At 36.0% G+C, this 25,208-nt stretch carries 26 protein-coding genes and 1 tRNA gene; 10 read left to right on the top strand and 17 right to left on the bottom strand.

The features are described 5' to 3' along the window. Positions 1-118 precede the first annotated feature (118 nt). The 15 genes from ACIGAM_RS14475 to ACIGAM_RS14405 all read right to left on the bottom strand — a co-directional run bounded on the left by ACIGAM_RS14475 (position 119) and on the right by ACIGAM_RS14405 (position 13,866). Positions 119-466, bottom strand: a complete 348-nt coding sequence (locus ACIGAM_RS14475) for a TM2 domain-containing protein (protein ID WP_396512188.1) — start codon at positions 464-466, stop codon at positions 119-121. A 29-nt stretch (positions 467-495) separates the two neighbouring features. Next, positions 496-891, bottom strand: coding sequence for a VOC family protein (locus ACIGAM_RS14470; RefSeq protein WP_396512187.1), 396 nt, complete (start codon positions 889-891; stop codon positions 496-498). A gap of 6 nt (positions 892-897) precedes the next feature. After that, positions 898-1,500: a MarR family winged helix-turn-helix transcriptional regulator gene (locus ACIGAM_RS14465; RefSeq protein ID WP_396512186.1), complete on the bottom strand. Its 603-nt coding sequence runs from the start codon at positions 1,498-1,500 to the stop codon at positions 898-900. An 88-nt stretch (positions 1,501-1,588) separates the two neighbouring features. Further along, on the bottom strand, positions 1,589-2,521 hold the full coding sequence (locus ACIGAM_RS14460) for a 2-hydroxyacid dehydrogenase (RefSeq protein WP_396512185.1): 933 nt from the start codon (positions 2,519-2,521) through the stop codon (positions 1,589-1,591). Positions 2,522-2,541: 20 nt separating this feature from the next. Further along, a complete protein-coding gene (locus tag ACIGAM_RS14455) occupies positions 2,542-2,949 on the bottom strand; it encodes an acyl-CoA thioesterase (RefSeq protein WP_396512184.1) in 408 nt (135 codons plus the stop codon). Between the two features lie 86 nt (positions 2,950-3,035). After that, the gene (gene mgtE, locus ACIGAM_RS14450; protein WP_396512183.1) at positions 3,036-4,385 is read right to left on the bottom strand and encodes a magnesium transporter; all 1,350 of its coding nucleotides are present in this window, start codon (positions 4,383-4,385) and stop codon (positions 3,036-3,038) included. 183 nt (positions 4,386-4,568) lie between these two features. After that, positions 4,569-5,429 carry a 16S rRNA (adenine(1518)-N(6)/adenine(1519)-N(6))-dimethyltransferase RsmA gene (gene rsmA, locus ACIGAM_RS14445; RefSeq protein WP_396512182.1) on the bottom strand — a complete coding sequence of 287 codons (861 nt, stop codon included), beginning with the start codon at positions 5,427-5,429 and terminating at the stop codon, positions 4,569-4,571. A 34-nt stretch (positions 5,430-5,463) separates the two neighbouring features. Continuing rightward, a complete protein-coding gene (locus ACIGAM_RS14440) occupies positions 5,464-5,790 on the bottom strand; it encodes a DUF4286 family protein (RefSeq protein ID WP_396512181.1) in 327 nt (108 codons plus the stop codon). 34 nt (positions 5,791-5,824) lie between these two features. After that, positions 5,825-7,609: a tetratricopeptide repeat protein gene (locus ACIGAM_RS14435; protein WP_396512180.1), complete on the bottom strand. Its 1,785-nt coding sequence runs from the start codon at positions 7,607-7,609 to the stop codon at positions 5,825-5,827. An 84-nt stretch (positions 7,610-7,693) separates the two neighbouring features. Then, positions 7,694-8,962, bottom strand: coding sequence for a serine--tRNA ligase (gene serS, locus ACIGAM_RS14430; RefSeq protein WP_396512179.1), 1,269 nt, complete (start codon positions 8,960-8,962; stop codon positions 7,694-7,696). A gap of 91 nt (positions 8,963-9,053) precedes the next feature. Then, positions 9,054-10,412, bottom strand: a complete 1,359-nt coding sequence (locus tag ACIGAM_RS14425; RefSeq protein ID WP_396512178.1) for an HTTM domain-containing protein — start codon at positions 10,410-10,412, stop codon at positions 9,054-9,056. Continuing rightward, positions 10,402-11,340 (bottom strand): bifunctional riboflavin kinase/FAD synthetase, encoded by a 939-nt coding sequence (locus ACIGAM_RS14420; protein ID WP_396512177.1) that lies wholly within the window; start codon positions 11,338-11,340, stop codon positions 10,402-10,404. Before ACIGAM_RS14420 ends, ACIGAM_RS14425 begins: the two co-directional genes overlap by 11 nt. A gap of 1 nt (position 11,341) precedes the next feature. Continuing rightward, positions 11,342-11,965 (bottom strand): aminoacyl-tRNA hydrolase, encoded by a 624-nt coding sequence (pth, locus tag ACIGAM_RS14415; RefSeq protein ID WP_396512176.1) that lies wholly within the window; start codon positions 11,963-11,965, stop codon positions 11,342-11,344. A gap of 306 nt (positions 11,966-12,271) precedes the next feature. Then, a complete protein-coding gene (locus ACIGAM_RS14410; protein ID WP_396512175.1) occupies positions 12,272-12,898 on the bottom strand; it encodes a 50S ribosomal protein L25/general stress protein Ctc in 627 nt (208 codons plus the stop codon). A 26-nt stretch (positions 12,899-12,924) separates the two neighbouring features. Beyond that, positions 12,925-13,866 carry a ribose-phosphate pyrophosphokinase gene (locus ACIGAM_RS14405; protein WP_028374449.1) on the bottom strand — a complete coding sequence of 314 codons (942 nt, stop codon included), beginning with the start codon at positions 13,864-13,866 and terminating at the stop codon, positions 12,925-12,927. Positions 13,867-14,000: 134 nt separating this feature from the next. Between ACIGAM_RS14405 and ACIGAM_RS14400 the strand changes: the two genes are divergently transcribed. Continuing rightward, positions 14,001-14,080: transfer RNA gene (locus tag ACIGAM_RS14400), tRNA-Leu, on the top strand. A 218-nt stretch (positions 14,081-14,298) separates the two neighbouring features. Here ACIGAM_RS14400 and ACIGAM_RS14395 read toward each other — a convergent pair. Together ACIGAM_RS14395 and ACIGAM_RS14390 are read right to left on the bottom strand one after the other, a co-directional pair. Beyond that, positions 14,299-16,467 (bottom strand): TonB-dependent receptor domain-containing protein, encoded by a 2,169-nt coding sequence (locus ACIGAM_RS14395; protein WP_396512174.1) that lies wholly within the window; start codon positions 16,465-16,467, stop codon positions 14,299-14,301. Between the two features lie 35 nt (positions 16,468-16,502). After that, a complete protein-coding gene (locus ACIGAM_RS14390) occupies positions 16,503-16,841 on the bottom strand; it encodes a hypothetical protein (RefSeq protein WP_396512173.1) in 339 nt (112 codons plus the stop codon). A 334-nt stretch (positions 16,842-17,175) separates the two neighbouring features. Here ACIGAM_RS14390 and ACIGAM_RS14385 point away from each other — a divergent pair, with 334 nt between their 5' ends. The 9 genes from ACIGAM_RS14385 to ACIGAM_RS14345 all read left to right on the top strand — a co-directional run bounded on the left by ACIGAM_RS14385 (position 17,176) and on the right by ACIGAM_RS14345 (position 25,046). Beyond that, entirely contained in the window at positions 17,176-17,787 is a 612-nt protein-coding gene (locus ACIGAM_RS14385) for a hypothetical protein (RefSeq protein WP_396512172.1), read from the top strand. 53 nt (positions 17,788-17,840) lie between these two features. Further along, a complete protein-coding gene (nhaA, locus tag ACIGAM_RS14380; protein WP_396512171.1) occupies positions 17,841-19,142 on the top strand; it encodes a Na+/H+ antiporter NhaA in 1,302 nt (433 codons plus the stop codon). Between the two features lie 82 nt (positions 19,143-19,224). Next, positions 19,225-20,301, top strand: coding sequence for a sensor histidine kinase (locus ACIGAM_RS14375; protein ID WP_396512170.1), 1,077 nt, complete (start codon positions 19,225-19,227; stop codon positions 20,299-20,301). 5 nt (positions 20,302-20,306) lie between these two features. Continuing rightward, positions 20,307-21,635: a sigma-54-dependent transcriptional regulator gene (locus ACIGAM_RS14370; RefSeq protein ID WP_396512169.1), complete on the top strand. Its 1,329-nt coding sequence runs from the start codon at positions 20,307-20,309 to the stop codon at positions 21,633-21,635. 453 nt (positions 21,636-22,088) lie between these two features. Next, positions 22,089-22,451 carry a hypothetical protein gene (locus tag ACIGAM_RS14365; protein WP_396512168.1) on the top strand — a complete coding sequence of 121 codons (363 nt, stop codon included), beginning with the start codon at positions 22,089-22,091 and terminating at the stop codon, positions 22,449-22,451. Positions 22,452-22,526: 75 nt separating this feature from the next. After that, positions 22,527-23,774 carry a Glu/Leu/Phe/Val dehydrogenase gene (locus ACIGAM_RS14360; RefSeq protein ID WP_396512294.1) on the top strand — a complete coding sequence of 416 codons (1,248 nt, stop codon included), beginning with the start codon at positions 22,527-22,529 and terminating at the stop codon, positions 23,772-23,774. Between the two features lie 71 nt (positions 23,775-23,845). Continuing rightward, entirely contained in the window at positions 23,846-24,202 is a 357-nt protein-coding gene (locus ACIGAM_RS14355; RefSeq protein WP_396512167.1) for a GreA/GreB family elongation factor, read from the top strand. A gap of 22 nt (positions 24,203-24,224) precedes the next feature. Next, complete coding sequence (locus tag ACIGAM_RS14350) at positions 24,225-24,632, top strand: hypothetical protein (protein WP_396512166.1); 408 nt, start codon at positions 24,225-24,227, stop codon at positions 24,630-24,632. A 33-nt stretch (positions 24,633-24,665) separates the two neighbouring features. Next, entirely contained in the window at positions 24,666-25,046 is a 381-nt protein-coding gene (locus tag ACIGAM_RS14345) for a hypothetical protein (RefSeq protein ID WP_396512165.1), read from the top strand. Positions 25,047-25,208 lie beyond the last annotated feature (162 nt).

Genomic DNA, 25,208 nt, shown 5'->3' with positions numbered 1-25,208 from the left:
AAAGAACCTGTATATAAAAAAATGTCGCTACTAACTTTATGTTTGTAGCGACATTTTTATGTTTTAAAATTTATATTCAATTAATTCTACTACTGAATATAAAGAAATTCATTTAAAATTAAAACCATGGTTTTCTCCCTACCTGATAGGTTTGATAAAATTCTTCATCTGTTTTTGTAAGATAGATGATGCCTTCTATAAAACCTATAAGGCCGCCTATTCCACAAGTAACAACCGAAACTACAATTTGAATGATGCCTTCTTTTGTGTATCCTAAAATAAATTTATGAATACCTAAGTATCCAAAAATTAATGCCAGAATACCACAGATTAATTTTTTATTCTCTCCGTGATTGGTAGTTTGGTTCCAGCTTTCTTTAAATTCGTTAGCGGCACCTTTTGCGCCATCGCCAAAATTTTTTGCTGTTTCTCTGGCTTGGTTTTCGAAGTTTTTATCTTCATTCATTGATTTACTGATTTTGGTTGATTGTTCTATTATTTATTTTCTAAAAATACAGAATCCTTAGGTTCCCACAATTCTATTTTATTGTTTTCGGGATCTAAAATCCAACCAAATTTCCCGTAATCATATTCTTCAATATCACCAACTATAGTGACACCTTCTTCTTTGAGAATTCTTAATAATTCGGTTAAGTTTTCAACCCTAAAATTCATCATAAACGGTTTGTCACTGGGTGAGAAATATTCTGACTTTTCTTCAAAAGGGCTCCACTGCGTAGAACACTTATTGCCGTCTTTATCAAGCCACCAAAATGTCCATCCGTATTGATCTGTGGGTATTCCTAAATGAGTTTTATACCATTCTTTAATCTGATCTGGATTTTTAGTTTTGAAAAAAAATCCCCCTAAACCGGTAACTCTATTCTTCATATTATTTTATTTAGATTGATGTTTGGGACAATCAATTCGTCTGTCTTTTGGTTTTAATTGCACGCGCAGTTGCATACAAAAGGCGTGATTAATACCGTCAGATCTATAGGCCGTGCAGTTTGCACAAGATCTGTTTAATTGTATTGTATTCTGCGAATTAAGTTTAGATAGTATGGAAAACAGACTATTATAAATAGCCTCTAAATTCTCTGTTTTCTCATCGTTTAAGATATTTAAAACAGGGGTTGTATACTCTTGAATTTCAGAAACATGTTTATTACCCTTTTCGGTAAGTTCTATATGAAATCTACGATTATCTCTAAAGTTTAGTACTTTGAGTAGAAGTCCTTGTTTTTCAAGGGTTTTTATACAGTCACTAACTGTTGCTTTAGTAATTTGAAATTCGTTTACTAATCTGCTTACAGTATTATCTTTTACTTCGTGATAGGCTATAAATAGTAATAATTTTAGTTGAAGTGGAGAGAAACCACTTTGCTTTTGGCCTTTCCAGGCGAGTATTCTAAAAGCATCTGCAAGCTTATCAAAAGCCGCAGTTGTGCGTACAGAAAGATTTTGATTTTGAAAATTAGGATCGTAAATGTGTTGCATAAAATACCTTTTGTTACTTCTAAAATAACAAAAACACATTAAAAATCAACCTTTTATATAAACTAGTTAGGAAACCGTAGTAGTTTTTTTAAAGCTTTAAAATTTTATCTACTATTGTTTGAGAAAGTTTAATCTTGCTTTCAACCGTCCAACCTGCAATGTGCGGGGTTAGAATAACCGTATCAGCTTGGATTAAATACTGCAATGGTTCTGGCATTTCTTCGGTAGTGAATAAATTTTCAAAAGAAAGTTTCTCGTATTCTAAAACATCGAGACCAGCACCCAGGATTTTACCAGATTTAAGAGCGTCTACAAGATCTGCCGTAACTACACTTTTACCACGGGCAGTATTGATGAGCCAAAATGGTTTCTTAAAACCTTCTATAAACTGTTTATCAACCATCTTGTCAGTTAGTGGTGTCCACGGAGTGTGCAAGCTTAAGACATCTGATTTTTCTTGTAATTCTTCAAGAATAACCTGTCGTGCATGCGCATTACCCAAATTGGGTTTTATATCATAACACAGTACTTCGCAATCAAAGCCCTGCAGTTTTTTAGCAAAAGCATTTCCCATGTTGCCATAGCCTATAAGACCTACAGTTTTTCCTTCAAGTTCTAAGCCTCTGTTCTTCTCCCTGTTCCATTGGCCTTGTCTTACCTCTGCATCTGCCAATTTTAGTTTATTAAATAGCATTAAGAGCATTCCTAGGGCGTGTTCTCCTACGGCATTGCGGTTTCCTTCAGGAGCGGCTATAAGTTGTATTCCTTTAGATTCAGCATAAGGGATATCTATACTTTCAAGACCGGCACCTACGCGTGCGATGAATTTGAGGTTTGTAGCTTTATCAATAAACTGCTTATCTATTTTAAACCGACTTCTGATAACAACGCCTTCATATTGATCAATTTTTGCCTCAATTTCTTCTTTAGAAGAGGTGAAGTCTGTATGATTACTATGACCGGCTGCATCTAATTGTTCAATCATTAAATCATGATTGCTGTCTATATGTAAAATTTTCATAGGTAGGAATAATCAGTAAATTATTGATTTACTTCTTCGTAATATGCTGTAAAACCTTCTGGTATGCGCATTGGTTTGCGGGTTTCCATATTAAGTAAACACCAGTTTGTTATTGCTGTAGCCAATATTTTATTATCTGCTGGTCTAAATATTTTTGTCCTACGGAATGAGCGTACACCTTCAAATTTTTCAATCCAGGTTTCTATAGTAACTAACTCTCCTTCAAATGCTGGAGCGTGATATTTTATAGTATGCTCAAGCGCTACCCAGGCATATTGTTGCAGCATTTCTTCAGTAGAATTGTGTTGCCAGTGTGCTTCTGCAACATCCTGCACCCACTGAAGGTAAATTACATTATTTACATGGCCAAGATTGTCAATGGCCTCCGCAGGTATTTTTATGTTGAGCTTAAATGTTTTTGCATTCATTTCTCAAAAATACTAAACAATATTCGGCAAGTATCTCTAACGGGCCATTTTGAGATTTATTTGGGAATATTTTATTCTTGATCTACTTAAAAACCTAAGATTAACTTTGCCAGGCTAAAATAGATAAGAATACCAAAGATATCATTGCTGGTAGTGATAAAAGGTCCTGTTGCAATTGCGGGATCTATACCTTTCCAGTCTAATAAGATGGGGACAAAGGTACCTACTAGAGCAGCTACAATAATAACAGAAAGCATCGCCACGGCAACAGTTAAACTTAATAACCAACCAAAACCGAATATAAGCCCGAAGCTTACTACAAGAATTCCTAAGGCAATACCATTTATAAGTCCTATACTAATTTCTTTAAGAAGTCGCAGCCACAAACTACCCGTTACATTGTCATTAGCGAGACCTTGAACAATAATCGCACTCGATTGTACACCTACATTACCGGCAACTGCCGCTACTAGAGGAGTAAAGAAAAACAGTTCTGGATGTACCTGTAAAGCACCTTCAAAACTCTTCATAATATTTACAGCTCCCAGACTTCCTACGAGACCCAGTACCAGCCAGGGTAAACGTGCGCGGGTAAGTTCCCAGGTGGTATCATCTGCTTCAGCACCTTGAGATAAACCTGCAGCCATACGGTAATCTTCATCTGCTTCATCCCGTATAAAATCTAGAATATCATCAATGGTAATTCTACCTAAAAGCACCCCAGAATCATTAGTAACCGGCACAGCTTCTAAATCATATTTCTGCATCAAACGAGCAACATCTTCACCAGAATCATGTACGTTAACCGAATCTACATTGGGAATATATATATCTGAAATTTTTGATTTTGCTTCTGCAGTCAATAAATCTTTAAGCGATAGTCTTCCTATAAGGTGATCTTTTTTATCTACAACATACACCGAATGTACACGCGTGACATTTTGTGCTTGTGCTCTCATTTTACGCACACAGCCTGCAACAGTCCAGGTTTCACGAACTCTTACAAGCTCTTTTGCCATTAGACCACCAGCAGAATTCTCTTCGTACAAAAGCATCTCGACGATATCACGAGCGTGCTCCTCATCTTCAATGGCATCTATTACCTGCTTTTGAATTTCATCAGAGAGCTCTGATAAAAAGTCAACCGCATCATCGGTGTCTAGTTCGTTTAGCTCATCTGCAATTTCCTGTGGAGAAAGATTGTCAAGAATATCTTCTCGCAGGTCTTCATCAAGCTCCATAAGGGCTTCAGAAGTAGTTTCACTATCCAGAAGTTTTACCAGATAGGTTGCTTCATCGAGATTAATCTCATCAAAAATTTCGGCAATATCCGCGTGGTGAACTTCGTCTAGAAGCTCAAGAATAGCAGCATCATCGCGAGCCTCGATTAAGTTTTCGATCTGCTCTATAAGGTCTTCAGTAATTTCAAAAGCCATAGTTGCTAACTTAACGAGTTATTACTTATTTTTTGAGTCTGGCAAATATAAATAAACTAGCAGGAGACAAGAGTCGCTTTGTGATAGATTTACCCTCACAAAATTGCACTTACAAAATATTTGTTAATCCGTTTTATTAGAGTCGTTTAGAGCTTTCTAATGCGATTTTGAGGATGTGATTTTTTAGTTTTTGTCTAAACTTAGATCTTCGTGTATGGCTTGAGTAAGTGCTACAAATTGATCAACATCTAATTGCTCGGGCCGTTTATCAAAAACATCTGTAGCTCTTAACCTATCGCTCAGTTCTAGTTGTTTAAGACTGTTACGTAGCGTTTTACGACGTTGTTGAAACGCCATTTTTACAACTTTAAACAGTTCTGCGGAATCGCAAGCGAGCTCTTTATAGTTTTCTTTACGCGTAAGTTTAAGAACGCCACTATCTACTTTAGGCGGCGGATTGAAAACTTCGGGAGGTACTGTAAACAGATATTCTGCATCGTAAAAGGCTTGTGCCAAAACCGAAAGAATTCCATAAGTTTTGCTACCCGAAGGTGCGCAGATGCGTTGCGCGACTTCCTTCTGAAACATACCGCTAAATTCTGGAACCTGATCCCGCCATTCTAACATTTTAAAAACAATCTGTGTAGAAATGTTATAAGGAAAGTTTCCTGTAATGGCAAAAGACTGATCTGCATATAGTTCACCTAAATCATATTTCAAAAAATCTGCTTCTAAAACGGTAAGAGATCCTGTTTCAAAAAGCGCAGGATACTCAATCGGAAAACTGTGATTGAGATATACAATAGACTCACTGTCAAGATCCATTGCAGTAACATGGCTATTTTCGCGTAGCAGATATTTTGTCAAGACACCAGTTCCTGGGCCTATTTCTAATACCTCAGTATATCCCGAGTGCGTGAGAGTTTCTGCAATTTTTTGTGCAATACTTTCATCTTTTAAAAAATGTTGACCCAAGTGCTTCTTTGCCTTTATAGGATCTTCTGATGCAGGTTTAGAATGAGATCGGGTAAACTTTTTTTTCATAATTGTGATTTAGTATTGAGAGGGCTGCTAAGCTTTATTGTGCTTTAAATTCTGTTTGCTCGCTAACAATCTCAAGTTCTGTTCTAAATGCTACTGTTTTATCGCCAAAATGCGCAGCCGCCGCTCTAAGGCGAGGAGCGTCTTCTTTGTAATAGCGCTCAAGACTATCTTTGCTTTTTGCAGTATATTGAACAGAATAGGTTTTACCACCCATTTCTTCTTCTACTAAAACTTTAGTCATTAGTGCTTTCAAAAACTTACCTGTCTGTAAAATCTCAGGAATATGCTCATTGCGCATCCAGTAAAGCCAATCTTCATGAATACTGTCATCTACGTTTACCGTAACATTATATATTATCATCGGGAATTTTTTATTTTGTGAGGGTAAAGATACCCTAGTTAATCGCGTCTCCTCTCAATTTTCGATATTTCTGCTGTGCTTCAACATAAAAAATACTGTCAGCAAAATTAAAGATGATTTGCTCGTATTGTGCTTTTGCCTTTTCGGGCTCCTGAAGCACATTAGCATACAGGTTTCCTAATCTATAATAGGCATCGTCAGCTAAGATATCGTCGCTGTGGTATTGAATGATTTTTAAATAATTTTCTTCCGCTTTAGCGTAATTTTTTGTTTTTTCAAATAAACTAGCCTGTGCTAAAAGTGCTTCATCTTCTATAGATTTACCTTTTTCCGTAATTAATAAACTATCAAAAACAGCGAGTGCCTCATTGTCTTTATTTTGATACTGTAACAATTCTGCATGTGCGTAGGCTTTTAAACCTACCAGAGTAGAATCTTCAACGGCATTGTCTGTGATAAGTAAATACAGATCTTGAGCATCATTTGCAATAAGTTGGGTCGCTGAAGATTTTAAAACTTTTAATTGGGTTTTTGCCCACTCAAAATCTCCTTTAAAATAACTGGTTTTTGCAACCTTAAAGCGGGCTTCCTGCGCTATTGGATCGTTAGGTAGTAATTTTTGAATTTGAGAGTAATATATAAGAGCTGCATTAAAACGCTCTTGCAATAGCAGAATGTCTGCAAGTTCCATTTTTACGCGGGCTTGTTGAAATGTATTTAACTTCAGTTTTAGAGTCTCTTGCAAAAGATTTGAAGCGGCTTCCTCTTCTTTTTTACTGAATGCTAAAAAATGTGCATATTCAGTTTGAAGATCTAATGTAGAAGCACCAGAGCCGTATACCGTAAGCAGATTTTGATAGTCTTCTTTGATGGTGTCAAAAGTGCTGGGATCTGCGGTTTTAATACGAATTTCAAGAATTTTTTGATTAGCCTGAAGTTTAAGTTCGTCTGAGAGCGTATTCTCTATAATATAATTAAGTATCGAAGTCGCCAGCTCATCCTCCTCATTATCTAATGTAACGTCAACAAGTCTTAGTATGCCTATTAATTCATTATTACTGCGTTTGGCAATTGCTTTTTCTTGTAAAAATGCTTTATTGTATTCCTTTTGCTGAATAAATAACCAACTTAGCTTTCGGTTATAAAACAGGTTGGGGTCTTCTTGCATGCGACTAAGCAGTACTTTTCTTAAAATTTGATTGGCTTCATTTTCAGGATCTTCTGTTATAAACTCGTTGAAGTAGCGTTGTAAAATGATCTCCTGTTTCTCATCTTTAAGAATAAGATCAAGATATGAATTAAACATTTTGTCAATCTTGCCCTGCTCTCCATAAATGCGGGCTAAAGATGATTCAAAGTTAAATCTGGGGTTTTGCTGCGATGCGTCTGTGTATACTTGTATTGCCTCATCAAGTAAGCTGTAGCTTTGAAATGCGTTTCCTACTTGATATGCAAAGGCGGCATTTTCGGTAATGCTTGCTATCGCCTTATCGTAATAGTTTTTAGCTTCTATTTTTTTTCCTTGTAATTGATACGTATAACCTAGATCTACAAGCAAGGTTTTATTGTTTTTAGAAACCTGTATTGCATTAGTAAGTAATATTTCAGCAGCTTCATAATTCTTTAGCTGATGATACACTTGAACGAGCGCGTGAATGTAGTTTGAGTTTGTAGGTGATTCCTTAAGTAGTTCTTCATAACTAAACGCCGCTTTTTCAAAAGCTCCCTGATCTGCATAATTACGAGCAAGTTCGTCCTGTGCATTTCCAGATAAGGAAATCCAAAAAACAAATACGATAAGTGAGAAAAGGCGCAGCACGTAATTACAATTTTTAATAAATATACTAAAGATGCAGCAGAGTCTGCACTTCATTAACGCACTGTGTGTTAAACGTATTAAATCTTAGATTTTATCAAAGCCGCAGTACGGTACCAGAATTTCTGGGATTTTAATTCCATCAGCAGTTTGATAATTTTCTAAAATACCTGCAAGAACTCGTGGTAAAGCAAGTGCGCTACCATTTAAGGTGTGCGCAAGTTGTTTGTTACCATCAGCATCACGATATCTTAATTTTAATCGATTTGCCTGAAAGGTTTTGAAGTTAGAAACACTACTAATTTCTAACCAGCGATCCTGAGCTGTAGAGAAAACTTCAAAATCATAGGTTAGGGTAGAAGTAAAGCCAAGATCACCACCGCAAAGTCTTAAGATGCGGTATGGTAATTTTAACTCATCTAAAATGGTTTTCACATGGTCGACCATTGTGTCAAGTGCCGCATCGCTGTTTTCTGCTTTTTCTAGGCGTACGATTTCAACCTTATCAAACTGGTGTAACCTATTTAAACCACGTACGTGTGCACCGTAAGAGCCTGCTTCTCTTCTAAAGCAAGGCGTGTAAGCAGTACAGGTAATAGGTAGGTCTTTCTCTTCGAGCAAGCTGTCGCGATACATATTTGTAACTGGTACTTCTGCAGTAGGAATTAAGTATAAGTCGTCAATACCTGCGTGGTACATCTGGCCTTCTTTATCTGGTAACTGACCAGTGCCAAAACCTGAAGCTTCATTCACTAAATGCGGTACCTGATATTCGGTATAGCCGGCTGCTGTATTTTTATCTAAAAAGTAGTTTATTAAAGCGCGTTGTAAACGCGCGCCTTTGCCTTTATATACTGGGAAACCAGCTCCTGTGATTTTATTACCCAGCTCAAAATCTATGATGTCATATTTTTTTGCAAGTTCCCAATGCGGCAAGCTGCCATCTTCTAAAACAGGAATATCTCCCTTGCGGAACACCTCTTCATTATCATCTTCACTTTTCCCTGCGGGTACACTTTCCTGTGGGATGTTAGGAATGGTATACAGTAATTGATCTAACTCTTCAATAGTTGCACTAAGTGTTTCCTGTAAGTTTTTAGAATCTTCCTTCAACTTAACAGTGCGCTCTTTTAAAATGTTAGCTTTTTTAGCTTCGCCATTTTTAAACATAGCCCCTATCTCTTTAGAAAGCTTATTACTCTCGGCAAGGGTGTTATCTAAAGAAGTCTGAGTGCTACGACGCTTGTCGTCTAAAGAAATTACTTGGTCAAATACAGAAGAGGCATCAAAATTACGTTTAGTAAGTGCTTTGATGTATTCTTCTTTGTTTTCACGTATATCTGCAAGGTGTAGCATATCTTAAATTTTAGACGGCAAAAGTACGTAAACCCACGCTAAAAACGGAAGCTAATAGTTTAGGATTATGCTTTAAAAAAGCAGACCTTAATTAATTATGTAAAGCCTCTTTGGTAGACTCAGATTTAGATTCTTTTCCCAGTGGAGACGGCATAATCCACTCATTGTGCCAGAAGTAATCCCATTTAGCAGCGGCCATGTCAACCTTTGGATCAATTAAGGTATGATAATCACTGTCGTTAACCCGAATTTTGCAATTTACATAGATTGCAACATCTTTTCCTTTTGCCGCAAAATCCTTTTTTATACGCTGGCAAAACTGCCAGATGACATCTGGTTTTGTACCTACAGATCGTTGCTGCTTGCGAGAGAGCATTTTATTGTGGTCAAACGGGATTGCAAGACCGGTGTTTTTGTCAATAACTTTAAAATTTATTCTTCCGCCTTTAGAGCGTAGCATCATACGCCAGCTAAGGCGATGCCCTTCTTCAGTCCACAATACATCGTCTTTAATTACCCAATGTCGTAAAGGGAGCCCCAGTTGAATTAAAAAATACAAGCCGAAAATTAAAAGAGCCGGTTTGTAAGTATCTGGTCGTATTACTTCAGCTTTATCATAAAATTCTTTTTTAGGTAAAAAAATACGCTGTATGGTTTCCGAAGGAAAGAAAAACAGCGTGAATGCTAATGACATATATGGGAAAATGCCAATTTGAAATACTACTGAATTGAATAAGTGAAAAAAGATTGAAAATATAAAAGCAAATTTACGCGTGGGTTTCCACAGTAATGCAGGAATTATTAGAAAATCAAATAGAATTCCGAAATAGGCGATGCACCAATGTACCCACTTTAATTGAAGAAGTCCTCCTATTAAGCGGTAGTTTGCTTTTGAGAGCATAAGTTGCTCTGCCATACTAGCGTCTAGCCAGTCTGGATAAAATTTTGCTGCGGAAGCATAGGTGTAAACAATCCAGAGTTGAGCGATTATTATCATGTAAACCCAGCGCGGCATGCTTATTTTTTTTAAGGCCGGGTTTTGCTTTGCGTCTATAGAAAAGTATCGATTTGCAGGCAGACAAGCCATTATACCTAGAAGAAGCATTAAAAGGTAGTAATGATTATTGTATGACGATTTTTGCATTAAATAAACTGCAGACCACATTATACCATAAACAATAACACTTAAGCGGTATTTAAAGCCTAGCATAATAAATACACCAAACAATCCCATTATCCCGTAATAGTAGAGCATACCATTGCCGGGAAGAGGTTGTAAAAAATCTAGGCCTATAAAATTAAAAGTGAAGTCGCCTTCCATTAAGGTGGTGCGAATCCATCCCGTGGCAATTGCTCCCCAGGCTTCTATCGTAATCAGCAGGCCAAAAAACACCCTAAACACAATGAGCGCGCTATTGTCTACCTGTCTATAGAGATACTTATCTAGCATCTAGTTTTTTAATAAAATCACGAGAGAAATGCTCGTCTGCCTTCATAGCTGCGATTAGATCGTTTACATCGTTAAATTTTTTCTCATCCCGTATGCGAGTAAGTAATTCTATTTGAAGATGCTGGTCGTAAAGATCTTTGTCAAAATCAAAGAAAAAAGTTTCTATTGTAAGATCGCTACCACCTACCGTGGGGTTTGTACCTATATTCATCATCCCATAAACCGCCTGCCCTGCAATAGTAGATTTTACAACATAAACCCCTTTTGCGGGAATGAGTTTATAGGTTTCCTCCACCTTAAGATTAGCTGTAGGATAATTAAATTTTCTGCCTAAACCTCTACCCCGGGAAACAATTCCGTTGAGCATAAAAGAATATCCTAAATATTCATTAGCAAGTGTGATATCGCCTTCAAGAAGTGCTTTGCGTATTTTAGTAGAGCTTACAGCAACGTCATCAACATCTTTTTTTGAAATCTCTTCAACCTCAAAATTAAATTGTTTGCCAAATTCTTTTAGGTCTTCAATGTTTGCGTTGCGGTTGCGGCCAAAATGATGGTCGTATCCTATAATTACTTTATGAGCTTTGAGTTGATCAACCAGAATCGTTTTCACAAACTCTTCTGCAGTTAAGCGCGAGAAGTCTTTAGTAAAGGGATGGATTATTAAATGGTCGAGTGTTGTTGCTTCAAGAAGGTCTTTACGCTCTGTTATTGAATTTATAAGTTTTATCTGGGTGTCTTTTTGAAGCACCATTCTAGGGTGCGGAAAAAAGGTAAGTACCACAGACTCTAAATCGTTATTTTGCGCGCTGGTAAGCAGGCGGTCTATAATTTTACGGTGTCCTAGATGCACGCCGTCAAAAGTACCAATGGTAACTACGGTATGTTTTGAACCGTTAAAACTTTCTGCAGAAATGTGTTGTTCCAATTTATTTGCCGTTGTACGCGTTCATTGTATTTGTAATGCCCGAAGCTATAAAACTTTCAATAACTTTACACGACATATCAAGTCTTTCGGGCATATCAAGCTGTTCTTCTTTTACCCATTCTCCTAAAACATAATCTACTTGTCTGCCTTTGCTAAAGCGGTCGCCTATCCCAAAACGAAACCTGTTATATGCTGAAGTTAAAAGCTGATTTTGAATGTCTTTTAAGCCATTATGACCGCCATCACTGCCTTTAGTTTTTACACGTATGGTTCCAAAATCAAGATTAAGATCATCTGTAATAACCAGGATATTTTCCAGGCTTATTTTTTCTTTTTGCATCCAGAAGTTTACAGACTTACCGCTAAGATTCATATAGGTGTTAGGCTTTAATAAAATAACCGTTTTACCTTTAACCTTAGTATACGCTACGTCTCCCAGTTTTTCTGATGCCCAGGTAGTTTCTTTTAATTCTGCGTAGGCATCAACAACTTTAAAACCTATGTTGTGGCGGGTTTCTGCATATTTAGGGCCTATGTTGCCTAAACCTACTATTAAGAATTTCTTCATAGGGTCTATGGTTTCCTTTTTTGATGAGCTAAAGAATTTGCTAAAGAATGCTCTCATATTTTTACTGCTCAGTTATTAAGAGCACTTCTTTGTTTTTAAAAAATTTAATGTTCTGAAATTTTTGTTGAATACACTTTGTGGTATTTCAGTATTGAAAAATTAGAATCAATAAATTACATAACCTTACAGTAATGCTAATGTATAAGGTTAATTGTCTCTGCAAATTTAAGGTTTTGAATGTATTGAATTTGAATAATTGGTTAAGCTTATCAGAAAATCGAGGTATTTAGTTAATTTCAGAAATTAGCGCAAAAAAAAACACCCACATATGCGGGTGTTTTAGTATTGGTTTTTTGATTAAACCTATGCTTCAGGATTAGCAGCTTGTTCAGTTGCTTCTGTAGATTCAGTTTCTTCTTCATCTTCATCGTCGATATCTTCAACCATGTTACGTGAAGTTCTAACTTGACAAACAACAGTATTGTCTGGGTGAAGGTATTTCCAATCTCCTTGTTCGATTTCAGTGATGTATAATTTATCACCAATTTTAAGTTTGGTAATATCTGCAACAACAAAATCAGGAAGGTTTTTAGGTAATGCCTTAACACGTAACGTACGGAATGTTTTACGTAAAACACCACCATTACGTACACCTCTAGAATTTCCTTCGTAGTGTACAGGGATAGTCATTGTAACTTCTTTACCTTCAAAAATCTGGTAAAAATCTACGTGAAGAATTCGATCTGTTACCGGGTGAAATTGAATGTCTTGAAGGATTGCCATATAGGTAGTTCCGTCAAGCTCCAAAGTCGCGGTATGCGCATCTGGAGTGTAAACCAAACCTTTAAATGCAAGTTCGCCTGCATTAAAATGAACTGGCTCATCCCCTCCGTATAATACGCAAGGAACCTGTCCAGCATTACGTAGGGCTTTTGCAGCTTTCTTGCCCACGCTTTCTCTTTTAGATCCTGTGATCGTGATTGACTTCATTTAATTATATATTAAGTATTAATAAATTACATTATAAATTTTGATGCAATAGACGTGTTATTGTGCACACGGTGCATTACATCTGCAAATAAGTCTGCGCATGTCACGATGCGTACTTTATTGCTTTCTCTTCGTGGAGGAATACTATCGGTTACGATAAGTTCTTCTAATTTACTTTTTTCTAAACGCTCATAAGCATCGCCGCTTAATAGGGCATGCGTACATATTGCACGTACACTTAGTGCGCCACGTTCCATCATTAGATCGGCAGCTTTTGTAAGTGTACCGGCGGTGTCTACCATGTCATCAACTAAAATGACATTACGACCTTTTACATCACCTATGAGTTCCATATAGCTAATTACATTAGCTTTCTCACGTTGTTTGTAGCAAATTACCACATCACAATCAAGAGCTTTAGAATAGGCGTAGGCTCTTTTAGAACCACCCATATCTGGTGAAGCTATAGTTAGGTTAGGTAAATTTAAAGAGCGTAAATACGGTAAGAATACTGTAGATGCAAATAAGTGATCAACGGGGCGTTCAAAAAAGCCTTGTATTTGATCAGCATGTAAATCCATTGTAATGATGCGTGTTGCACCTGCCGTCTCTAATAAATTAGCGACTAGTTTTGCGGCAATAGGTACTCTGGGTTTGTCTTTTCTATCCTGGCGTGCCCACCCAAAATAGGGGAGTACAGCCGTGATATGACGTGCAGAGGCACGCTTTGCGGCATCGAGCATTAATAGCATTTCCATCAGGTTTTCACTGCTGGGCATTGTTGAACCTATGATAAACACTCGTGATCCCCTTACAGATTCTTCAAAAGAAGGTTGAAACTCACCGTCACTGTAGGTTGATGTGATAATCTTACCTAGCGGTTGCCCGTAAGCTTCAGCTATTTTTTCAGCTAAGGCCCTGCTTTGAGTACAGGGAAAAATTTTTGCTTCGGGTTCTTGTAAAGGCATCTGTATCTTATGATTAGATTAGCTAAATTTATAAGAGGCTGCAAAAGTATAAATTTAATTGGGTTGTAGTGTTTTATTTGATGATAAATTTTAGTGAAAGAACCTTATTTTTTATTAATTTTGGCACGCACAATGCCTCGGTGGCGGAATTGGTAGACGCGCTGGATTCAAAACCCAGTTCTTACGAGTGCGGGTTCGATTCCCGCCCGGGGTACAAAGCTCAACAGAAATGTTGGGCTTTTTTATTGATTTTTGTTAAGTAGTATAAAAACTCATTTAATAATTATTTTGAAGGAGCTATTCCAATAAAATATTTTAAAGATAACTGGATAGACAGTCTTTAGTAGAATTATTTAAGACCTAAACAATAAATCCGCATATCGTTTAGTAGCGATATGCGGATTTGTTTTAAGTGATAGTAAAAGCTTAGTGCTATAATTTCAGCTTAAAGCCTCCATTAATTACAAACCCATCTACAGGTGCATAAATATCTCTAAATTGAGGGTCATCAATACTTCCTGTGTAAATAGTGTCAAATCTGGTTTGACGTGTGTCTAAAAGGTTTTCAAAATTTAGAAATAATGAAAATTTATCTCCTAACTTTTTTTCGGTCATTACGCCTAGAATCCAGTATGCATCACCGGTAGCACCGTCATTTAATTGTTGCGGACTGTAGTAATACCCTTCGAGACCTATCCAGAAATTTTCGTGTTTTTCATACATCAACACATTGTTTAGGCGGTGGGTTGCTACTAAAGGATATTGCTCACGTTCACCATTGTACTCCTGGTTTACATCAGCTAATGTATAGCCTACAAATAATTTAAAATCGTGATAACTCAGACGCAAGTTTGCTTCTATTCCTTTTGTATCTATTGCACCATCGGGTTGAGTGAATTCAAACGAAGAACCCGATGTTCTAGTTAGCAATAGGGGATCATTAATTTGTGTATAGAACAACAGAATATTTGTAGATAGATTCAGATCCTCTGTAATAGACCATTTGTAATTTGCATCTAAATTAAAACCAATAGATTGTTCTGCACTGGTTTCATCAACATCTATAGGTAGTATATTTTGAAACTGCAAGCGCTCTACATCTTCTGTAAAAACGGTGGGTGTTTTATAACCTAAACCGCCGCCGGCTCTTAAGGTAAGTTGTGTTGACGGCTTGTACATTACAGAGAATCTGGGAAGTATATAAAACCCGTAATCACTTTGATAGTCACCTCTCAAACCGGTTTCAAGAGTTAAATTTTCTTCAATATCCCAGATATTCTGAGCAAACATTCCAAAGGTATAATTTGTAAAACTTAAATCCTGATTGGGATTTCCTCTGTATTGTTTAAAGTCTTCTGTCCATAAATTGATACCACCTACCCATTCTGTCTTATCTTCAATTGCGGTTAGGTTTATTTCTGAAAATGAGGAGGTTTGTTTTCCCGCAAACGTAAAGTCGGGGATTTCAATTTTACGGTCAAAAAAGCTAATACTGTTTTTGACTACCAGTGACAAGTTACTCGACAAGCTATGTGATCCTAGCAGTTGTGTCGAAAAACGATCTGTGCTATTGCGTTCAAAATAACCCGTATCGCGATCTTCTTTTATAAAATCTATCGATCCGCCCAAACGATTTTCAGTAACAAAATTGAAACCTATATTCAAATTAGTTTCTTCATTTAAGTACAAAAAGAGCTTGGGGTTAAATGTAAAACGGTCGTATTTAGGAATCGCTGTAAGACCTATATCTGCCGGATCATAAGGAGTAGCGGTATTGTAGGAAGCAAAAACAGTGGTCCCGGTTTTGCCATATTTTTCAGAATAAAAGCCACTCAAATCTAAGCCTAATGCTGATGTGGCGTTAGCCATAAAACTCAATTCCCGTTCTTCTTGAGGTGTTTTTGAAATTAGGTTAACCAGACCTGCAATCGCGCCGCCGCCATATAATGTTGAAGACGAGCCTTTAACTACTTCTACTTGCTTGAGGTCTAGTGGTGCGATTTGCATTAAACTTAATCCGCCTGAGTAACCCGAATATAACGGTAAACCATCGCGTATTAACTGGGTGTATTTACCGTCTAAGCCCTGTATTCTAATGCTTGAGTTGTAACTCGTAGCAGAGGTTTGCTGTGTCTGTATTCCGGTACTTTCATTGAGTAACATTCTAATATCGCCGGGTTTCATATTACCTTTTTCGGCTAGCTCTTCACCGGCTATAAATTCTAGTCGGGATGGGGTGTCTTGAAAAGTCCTTGAACTTCGTGTAGAGGTCAAAATAATTTCGTCCATTTCTTCGTGAGATTCCTGAAGTAGGATTGTTTCATTCAAATATTTATTATCTAAAGGAAAATTTCGTGTAATTCTTAAGGTTTCAAAACCTACATAACTAATTTCTATAGTGTGTGTGCCGTCTGGTATATTCTTTAAATGTACGAGACCTTGCATATTAGTGACTGCACCATTGTTTAAGGTTTTTATATAGACTGAAACGCCATAAAGCGGTTCGTTGTTTTCAGATTCTTGTATAGTGGCTTCAAATGAATTTTGAGCCCAGGTTGTTGTGCACGCTAACAGCCACAACGTTAAAACGAGATGTTTCAATTTGTAAATTTTTGATTATAAATGTTTTTTTTCGCTTAGGCGAAATAGGAAATAGCTGTGTAGCCTTCTCTTGGAGGTTTAAAAGAAAGTGCTTTGTAATTGTAAGTATTCAAAGATTTAAACGAGAGAATTCTAGTGGTAAAAATGGGGTCCTGAATAAATGAAATAGTATATGAGGGGCTTATGATAAATCCGGTACAGTTTCCACAGCTAAAAAATGGAGAACACGGTAAATGATCTGAATCTTGATCGTTTTGTGGAGTATCATCACAAATTTCTACAGGCTCAGAATCGCAAAAACGATCTGTTAGGCAACACGGGAAAACCGAAGCTAAAAGCGTGACTATAGATAGAGTTAAAATCAATATTCTCATTATCGCAAAAGTAGTTTTTTTTAGATTTTAAATACACTAAGTGCAAACTATCGTATTTGCGTTTTATACCTGTACTGATTAAGGCAGTGAAGTATTTACTTTTTTACTACAGAGCTGGTGATGGTTTATGTATTTGTAATTATTAATAGTTGCGGGTAATAATTACCCAATCGGGAAATATAAATCCATATAAATTGTCTAGTCCAAAGTATAGATTTTTTATAATTAGCTGTATTACAGGTATTTGATTTTTGTTGGTTTTAAATTTTTTGCTTTGGAAAAGTCTTTGCAGGTTCATTTTCAGACAACTATAAACCTTTAAGATTTTCAAAGTATGTTTAAAAAGATATCGATTTCAAAACGTGTCAATGCCATTCTTGCGCTATCAATCGTTTTTTTACTGGTGCTGGCAACAAACCGAATAGATCGGAAACATTTTGAAGTTGCTCAAAATTCAGTTAAAGAGGTTTATAATGATCGGGTAGTTGTGCAGGACTATATATTTTCGATCTCAAATGCATTATTTAAAAAGCGTTTGGCTTTAAAAGATAGTCTTATAAAACTGCAACATCTTAAAGAAAATGAAAATATACGCATACTTCTTTCAAATTTTAAAGAGACTAAGCTCACTATTGCAGAAGCAAGACATCTAGATAAATTACAAATAAACTTTGATCGATTAATTGAATTAGAATCGCAAAATTCTCAACAGGTAATAGATACTACTGTACTTAAAAGCAAAATCTCCCAAACGTTGCAGGCTATGCAGATAAATCTAACAGACCTTTCTAAAATTCAAATTCAAGAGAGTAAAGACTTGACATTTAATGCTCAAAAGTCTTTAGATTTTAGTGAGCTTCTATCTAATTTAGAAATTGTATTTCTTATTATCACTGGGATAGCTATTCAATTTATACTTTTTTACAGGGTAAAGAAAAGCAGATAGCCAACAAATATTTTCAGTTTTCTACTATTTATTTTATCATTTAGAATTCCATAATGGAAAAAAAAATACGCATTACTCCATTTCAAAAATTTGTAAAGATTGAAAGTTTTGGAGGTATATTACTTTTACTCGCAACACTTACCGCTTTATTGTGGGCAAATTCACCCCTAGGGGCAAGTTATGCTGCCTTGTGGGATTATAAGATAGGTGTTAAAACAGAAAGTTTTGAGCTCTACAAACCCCTAATTTTATGGGTTAATGATGGGTTTATGACCGTTTTCTTTTTTCTAATAGGTTTAGAGATCAAACGCGAAGTACTTATAGGTGAATTAAATTCAGCAAAGAAAATGGCTTTTCCGCTTTTTGGTGCAATAGGCGGAATGTTGATACCGGTTGTATTTTTTTTAGTACTCAATGACAATGGAGAAACTTTTAAAGGCTGGGGAATACCCATGGCAACAGATATTGCTTTTTCACTTGCGATTTTAAATACATTAGGTAAAAGAGTACCGCTTAGTCTCAAGATATTTTTAACCGCTTTTGCGATTGTAGATGATCTGGGAGCAGTGTTGGTGATTGCGTTTTTCTATAGTGGGACTATTAATCTCATACTTTTAAGTATTGCCGTTGCACTCTTAGCGATGTTATATTTACTCTCGTACAAGCGGTATTATTCAAAATTTATTCTAATTGCATTTGGGATTATTATATGGGTGTTATTTTTAAAATCAGGAATACATCCTACACTTGCAGGAGTGTTACTGGCATTCTCTGTGCCTATACGGCAAAGAATAACCACACCAGCTTTTATAGAAAATCTTATTAGTATTACGACAAATATAAAAGAGGCTTCTATTTCTAAAAAACCCATATTAAGCAAAGAGCAGATTCAAGAAATAGACGATTTACAAGATTGGACCAGTAGGTATCAATCTCCATTACAGCATATGGAGCATAATTTACATGGGTGGGTAGCCTATTTAATTATTCCCATATTTGCACTTGCTAATGCAGGAATAACATTGTCAAGCGATGCAGATCTAGATATCATGTTAATTTTAAATATAATTGTTTGCCTGGTATTAGGTAAGAGTATAGGTATAACAGGGATTGTAGTTTTAGCGCAAAAATTGAGGCTCATTGCAGTTCCTAAAGATATTACATTATGGCACATTATAGGCAGTTCTTTTCTTGCAGGCATAGGATTTACGATGGCAATATTTGTTTCTAATTTAGCTTTTGCGAGTGAACCCATTTATAATTTATCTGCAAAAATGGGTATACTTATAGGTTCGTTAATTGCAGCAATTTTAGGATATTTGATATTGAGGTTTAAACCTGAAAAGAAAATATAGTTGCAAAAATTATTTTAATTAAATGCAATAATTCTACCTGAAGTTTTCAGTTTATAGCCTAGACATCGTAACATAAAATAACATGAATAGTGCTGAAGATGCCCTAAGAGAACGTATTAAAGAGCTTACATGCCTTTACGAAGTTTCCTCGATTCTTGTAAATGCAAATCCAGAAGAGCAGGAGGAAACTTTTAGAGCTATTGGTTTGTGCCTAAAACGCGCCTTTCAATATCCTGAGTTTACTGAAATCATAATAGAGCAAGGAGGTACCACCACGAAAACCGATGATTTTAAAACAGAGAATGTTTTAAGAGCATCTATAAATTTATTTAATAAGGAAGAAGGCTTTATAGAAGTAGGTCTTAATAAAAAAGAACTAATTTTTCTTACTGAAGAGCAACAACTCATAGATAATATTGCGCTTAAAATAGGAGATTTTTTAGAACGTGTAGCAATCAAGCGAAGTGAAACCTTGCTTAAGCAACAGATGGAGCACGCAGATAGACTTTCAATCTTAGGCGAACTTACCGCGGGTATTGCTCATGAACTCAATACACCATTAGCTAATATTCTAGGATTTTCAGAACTTCTTAAAGATAATTTTGAAGATGATAAAAACACGTTAGCAGATTTAGATAAAATTATCAAGAATGCTATTTTTTCTAGAGAGGTAGTTAAGAAGCTTATGTTTTTTGCTTGCGCTATGCCTCAAGAAAAAAAGAAGATAAACATTGTGCCGCATATAAATGATGCAATTAACTTACTAGATGCGACTTTTAGAAAAGAACGTGTAAAATACATTGTAAAAATTCAAGAAGAAGAAATGTTTTTGCGGGCAGACACTGTACAGATTACACAAATCATTTTCAATCTTATCATAAATGCAATATACTTTACCCCAGAAGAGGGCTTAGTTACGGTGCATGTTTTTGAAGAATCAAATAAGGTTGTTTTAAAAATTATAGATGAAGGCCCTGGTTTATCTAATGAAACATTAGAAAAAGTATTTCAGCCCTTTTTTACTACAAAACCTACCGGAGAAGGTTCTGGTCTAGGGCTTAGTGTGGTACATGGCATTGTTGCGAGCCATCAGGGAACTATAATTGCAGAGAACAATAGTGATAAAGGAGCAACATTTATAGTGCGATTACCTAAATAAACAAGATGCAATTACGTAAAGAGAATATTCTTATTGTTGATGATGACCTTAATATATTAGAGCTGTTGCAACGGCACCTAAACTCGTGGGATTATCATACCTACAGAGCGGTCTCTGTTAAAGAGGCAGTGAGTATTTTGAGCGATACTCAAATAGATCTTTTAATTACAGACCTCAAAATGCCTCAGATAGATGGTTTTGAGCTTATAAAATTTGTTTCAGAGCATTACCCACAGATTCCTAAATTAGTAGTTACTGGGTACCCTTCTGTGCAAGATTCACTTGCAGCAATTAAATCTGGCGTACTGGAGTATCTCACTAAACCCTTTACCAAAGCCGAATTAAAAGAAGCTATTAAAAAAGCTATTCCTAAAGATTTAAAAGAAGAGAAAGAACAGAATCAACGTTCAAAAAACAGTGAGACTGTTTTTAATGAAATAATAGGTACTTCTGAAAAGATAAGTGAAGTATTACAGATTATAGAGCGTGTAAAGAATAATAAAGCCACAGTGCTGGTGACTGGTGAAAGCGGTACCGGTAAAGAGCTTGTTGCGCGGGCTATTCACTACAGCGGAAAGTTTGCTGCGGCTCCTTTTATTGCGGTTAACTGTGGTGGAATTCCTGAAAATTTACTTGAAGCAGAACTTTTTGGGTATACAAAAGGAGCTTTTACGGGGGCAGATAAAAATAGAAAAGGAGCTTTTCAGGCTGCTCAGGGTGGCACGCTTTTTTTAGATGAGATAGGTAATGCTTCTCTTGCGGTACAAGTGCGGTTGCTACGTGTTCTGCAGGAAAAGGAAGTTGTACGTATAGGGTCGCAGGTGCCAGAAAAAATAGATTTACGTGTCATTGCTGCAACAAACAGTGATTTGCATGAGATGATTAAGAAGCAAACTTTTAGAGAAGATTTATATTACAGGCTTAGTGTGGTAGAGATTAATGTTGCGCCATTACGCGACCGAGCAGCAGATATACCTTTGCTTATAGAAAAATTCCTCTTTAAATACGGGATTGAATATAAAGACCGGTTTATTAAAATAGATCACGAAGCTGTTGAGGTTTTAAAGCGCTATCAATGGCCCGGTAACATAAGAGAATTAGAGAATGTAATACAGCGAGCTGTTATTATGTGTGACAAGAATATTACGGTAGCGCATTTGCCAGACCATTTAAAATATGTTTTAGATTTTCCGGAAGAGGCTTTAACTTCTTTGGCTGTGATGGAAAAGAATTATATATCAAAAGTACTTAGAGCTACTGGTAATAATAAAACCAAGGCGGCAGAAATTCTTCAAATTACCCGTAAAACTCTCCGCGAGAAACTTAAAGATTAAATACCATATTCATTCTTATCAGCTAACATGCAATTTACTAGTGTAATTGAATCGCGACTTCTATTGTTCAATTCTAAGAATATTACACAACATCTTGTAGCTGGTCAATCCTTACCCACTTGGGTAAACTTTTCCTATTTCTTATATCAAAAAAGATGATCTAAAATATCGTAAATATCTGTTATTAAGTGTTTTAATTAGTCATTTACAATAGTTGTTTAGGTGTTGGCATTAGTATTGCCTTTAGCTGTATAGTTAAAGTTATATACTATGAAAATTAATTCATTTAACATTTGCCCCAGTTGCATACACGTGCATACGTGTGTGTTGACTATGCAAAAAGATCAAGTATGGTCTTGCAGCGAATATGACTTCTCAGATACGCTGATAAACACACATTTAACACAAACACAGCAATTAAAAACTAATTACTAAACTTAAAAACACAGAACTATGAGAACTATTTTATTTACTATGCTAATCGCTTTTGGTTCATTAAGTCTTCAGGCACAAAAGCAATGTGAAACTCCAGATTTAAAAGTGGGTGACGTCCTAAAAATTTCTGGTGATACTAATACACCTTTTCAACATATAAATTTTCCGAAGAAAAATTTTATAATTAAACGAGGAGGTATTGTAGACTTCAAAAAATTAAATAATAAAGAGGTAGAAATAACAGGTGTACAACACGAAGCAGGCTGTATTTCTAAAATTGACGTTAAACTCGCAGATGGATCAAAGTTTTTTAATGCAGTTAGCGCAGTTAGCATAAATTTGAAGGGTGCTTTATCGACTGGTGAAGTTACCTTGAAATAATAAATTTATATGACAAGTCTAGAAAAAGATACAACAGTGGTTGTAAATCATCCTTCAAAATCTAATGCCACGGGGATGGTAGAAAATGTTCTGGAGCAGTTTAATACTGCAGCAGATATTATCAATTTAAATCCTAATATACGCAGGATTCTTAGCGTAACTAACAATGAGATTATCATACATTTTCCGGCTAAAATGGATAATGGAGATGTCGAGATTTTTACGGGTTATCGTGTACAGCACAATAATGCATTAGGTCCTTATAAAGGAGGTTTGCGTTATCACGATACGGTAGATATTGATGCTGCTAAAGCCCTAGCCATGTGGATGACCTGGAAAACATCATTAGCAGGTTTACCTTACGGTGGTGCAAAAGGAGGTATTCAAATAAATCCTAAACTGTATTCTCAATCAGAATTAGAGCGTATCACCCGTAGATTTACGTATGCTTTAGGAGAAAACATAGGACCAGAACATGATATACCTGCTCCAGATGTTAACACAGGAGCGCAAACGATGGCGTGGATTGCAGATACCTATATGTCTACAAAAAGTCCGTCTGAGCGTTCTACGCATCAACATGTTGTAACGGGTAAACCAGTAGGGTCTGGCGGCCTTGAAGGGCGTGATCGCGCAACAGGATACGGTGTATATTTATGTATCAAACTCTGGGCAGAAAAAAACAAGATGCCGCTTAAAGGCAAAAAATATATTGTACAAGGCTTCGGAAACGTAGGGTACTGGGCAGCTTATTTTATGGAGCAGGAAGGTGCACTTATGGTAGGTGTTCAAGATGCTTTTGCAAGTATTTATAAAGCTGAAGGTATAGGAGTAGCAGAGCTGTTTACGCATATTAATGCTAATGAAGGAGGCGTTCAAAATTTTAGAGGAGCAAGCGAGATTGAAAAAGATACTTTCTTCGGGATAGACTGTGATCTTATAATCCCTGCTGCATTAGGAAATCAAATTACCGAAGATAACGCTGCAGATATTAAGGCAACTCTTATTGCTGAAGGTGCAAACGGACCAACAAATGTAGAGGGAGAAAAAATACTTCTTAAAAAAGGAGTTACAATTATTCCTGATATTTTATGCAATTCTGGTGGTGTTATTACCAGTTATTTTGAGTGGCTTCAAAATCGTAATGGGGAGCTGTGGAACCTTGAAGAGGTTATGGAGAAGCTAGATAAAAAACTGGGAACAAACTTTCATGATGTATGCAATGCTGCAGAAGAGCGTAATATAGATATGCGTACTGCTGCTTATATTTTAGCAATAGAGCGTATTGAAAAAGCATACGTGCAACGTGGGATTTTCCCATAATTGAGAAGCCTATTTTGAAATACGGAAGCTTAATTTTAGAGAAGAAAGAATACGTTCTTTTAAAACGTATTATGAATATCTCTTATCATTTAGACGACCCTGTTATACGCGATTCAATACATAAATTGAACGAAGAATTACAACTGGCCATGATCTGCGAGGATATAGATGTCCCCGCAGATGTGGTTCGGTTTTATAGTAAAGTTACAGTTGAAAGCAGCGAGCAAATACAAGACTTGTACATAGTGCCTCCTGCGCAAAGTGATCTCTCAAAAAAACGAATTTCTGTTATGGCACCTTTAGGTGCTGCATTAATTGGTTGCTCTCAAGGAGATGAGGTCTTAGGTATATTCCCAGATGGTTCTAAAAGTTTAGTTATTAAAGCTGTTTTGCAGCAGGGTACTTCTATAGATACAAGTGTCTTATAATAAGACCTGTAAAATTATAAATATGAATACAAGCGCTTATAATCACGATAGCGAGTATGATCTTTTTCAAAAGAATATTCGCGCAGAGTTATATACCTGGATAAAACTTTTAGAAAATTTAAACCTGGAGTTTGAGGCTCTGGTTAAATTGGTTAATCTAAACCTTGTTTTAGACACTAGTCTTATTCAAAAAATAGTTGACAAAAAAGCTGAAACTAACTCACAACTTAATATCTATTATAAGTACGTTAATCAAGTAGAAGACAATAGAGAATGCGATGATATGGATTGTGAGATATTTTATCAACGACAGCATGAGCAGCTAAGACGTTTATTTAATTATCACGCTGAGCAATGCACAAAATTAAAATGCAGCCTTTTTAATAGTATAAATCTGCAAACAAATAATCAACTTAAAAGTAATTTTTAAGCAGGGTCGAAGTAAGATTCTGACTTTATTATAATGAATAAATCACAAGACTATTTTTTTACAATTCAACTCTTTAATAAAGATATTAAAGAATTGAATTTCTGGATGCTGCAACTAGAGCAACTTACTTTAGAGATAAACCAATTAACCGCAATTGAAAAAAAACTATTAAAGAACAATTCTTTAAATTATAATCTGCTTGCATTTAGAAGAAAAAACACCCTATTTCTTGCAGCTTTATTTAGACAGGAACAAAAACTTCAAAAAGAAAAGGAGTACGGCTCTGGGATTTACAATTTAGATTGGAACCACGAGCAAGATATGCAGCGCAATCAATTTGTAAATCATTACAGAGAATTTAAAGCGTTACAAAATACCATATATGAGCGCTTAATTTCATTAGAAATTAGATAACATTTATTAAAAGCAATTAAGTTCAAGAATCATTTAAATCTGAGAGCAAATGAAAACAAACGAATTCAAATTTTTACTGCAAATCATTATTTTGTGCGTACTATTCTTCGGCTGTCTGTTTTTATTTAATAAGATGGTACTTGCTTTATTTTAAGTAGCTTT

The organism is Leeuwenhoekiella sp. NPDC079379 (assembly GCF_044542075.1).
Lineage (GTDB): Bacteria > Bacteroidota > Bacteroidia > Flavobacteriales > Flavobacteriaceae > Leeuwenhoekiella.
The sequence above is the reverse complement of the archived record's forward strand: the minus strand, read 5'-3'. Positions and strand labels throughout refer to the sequence as shown.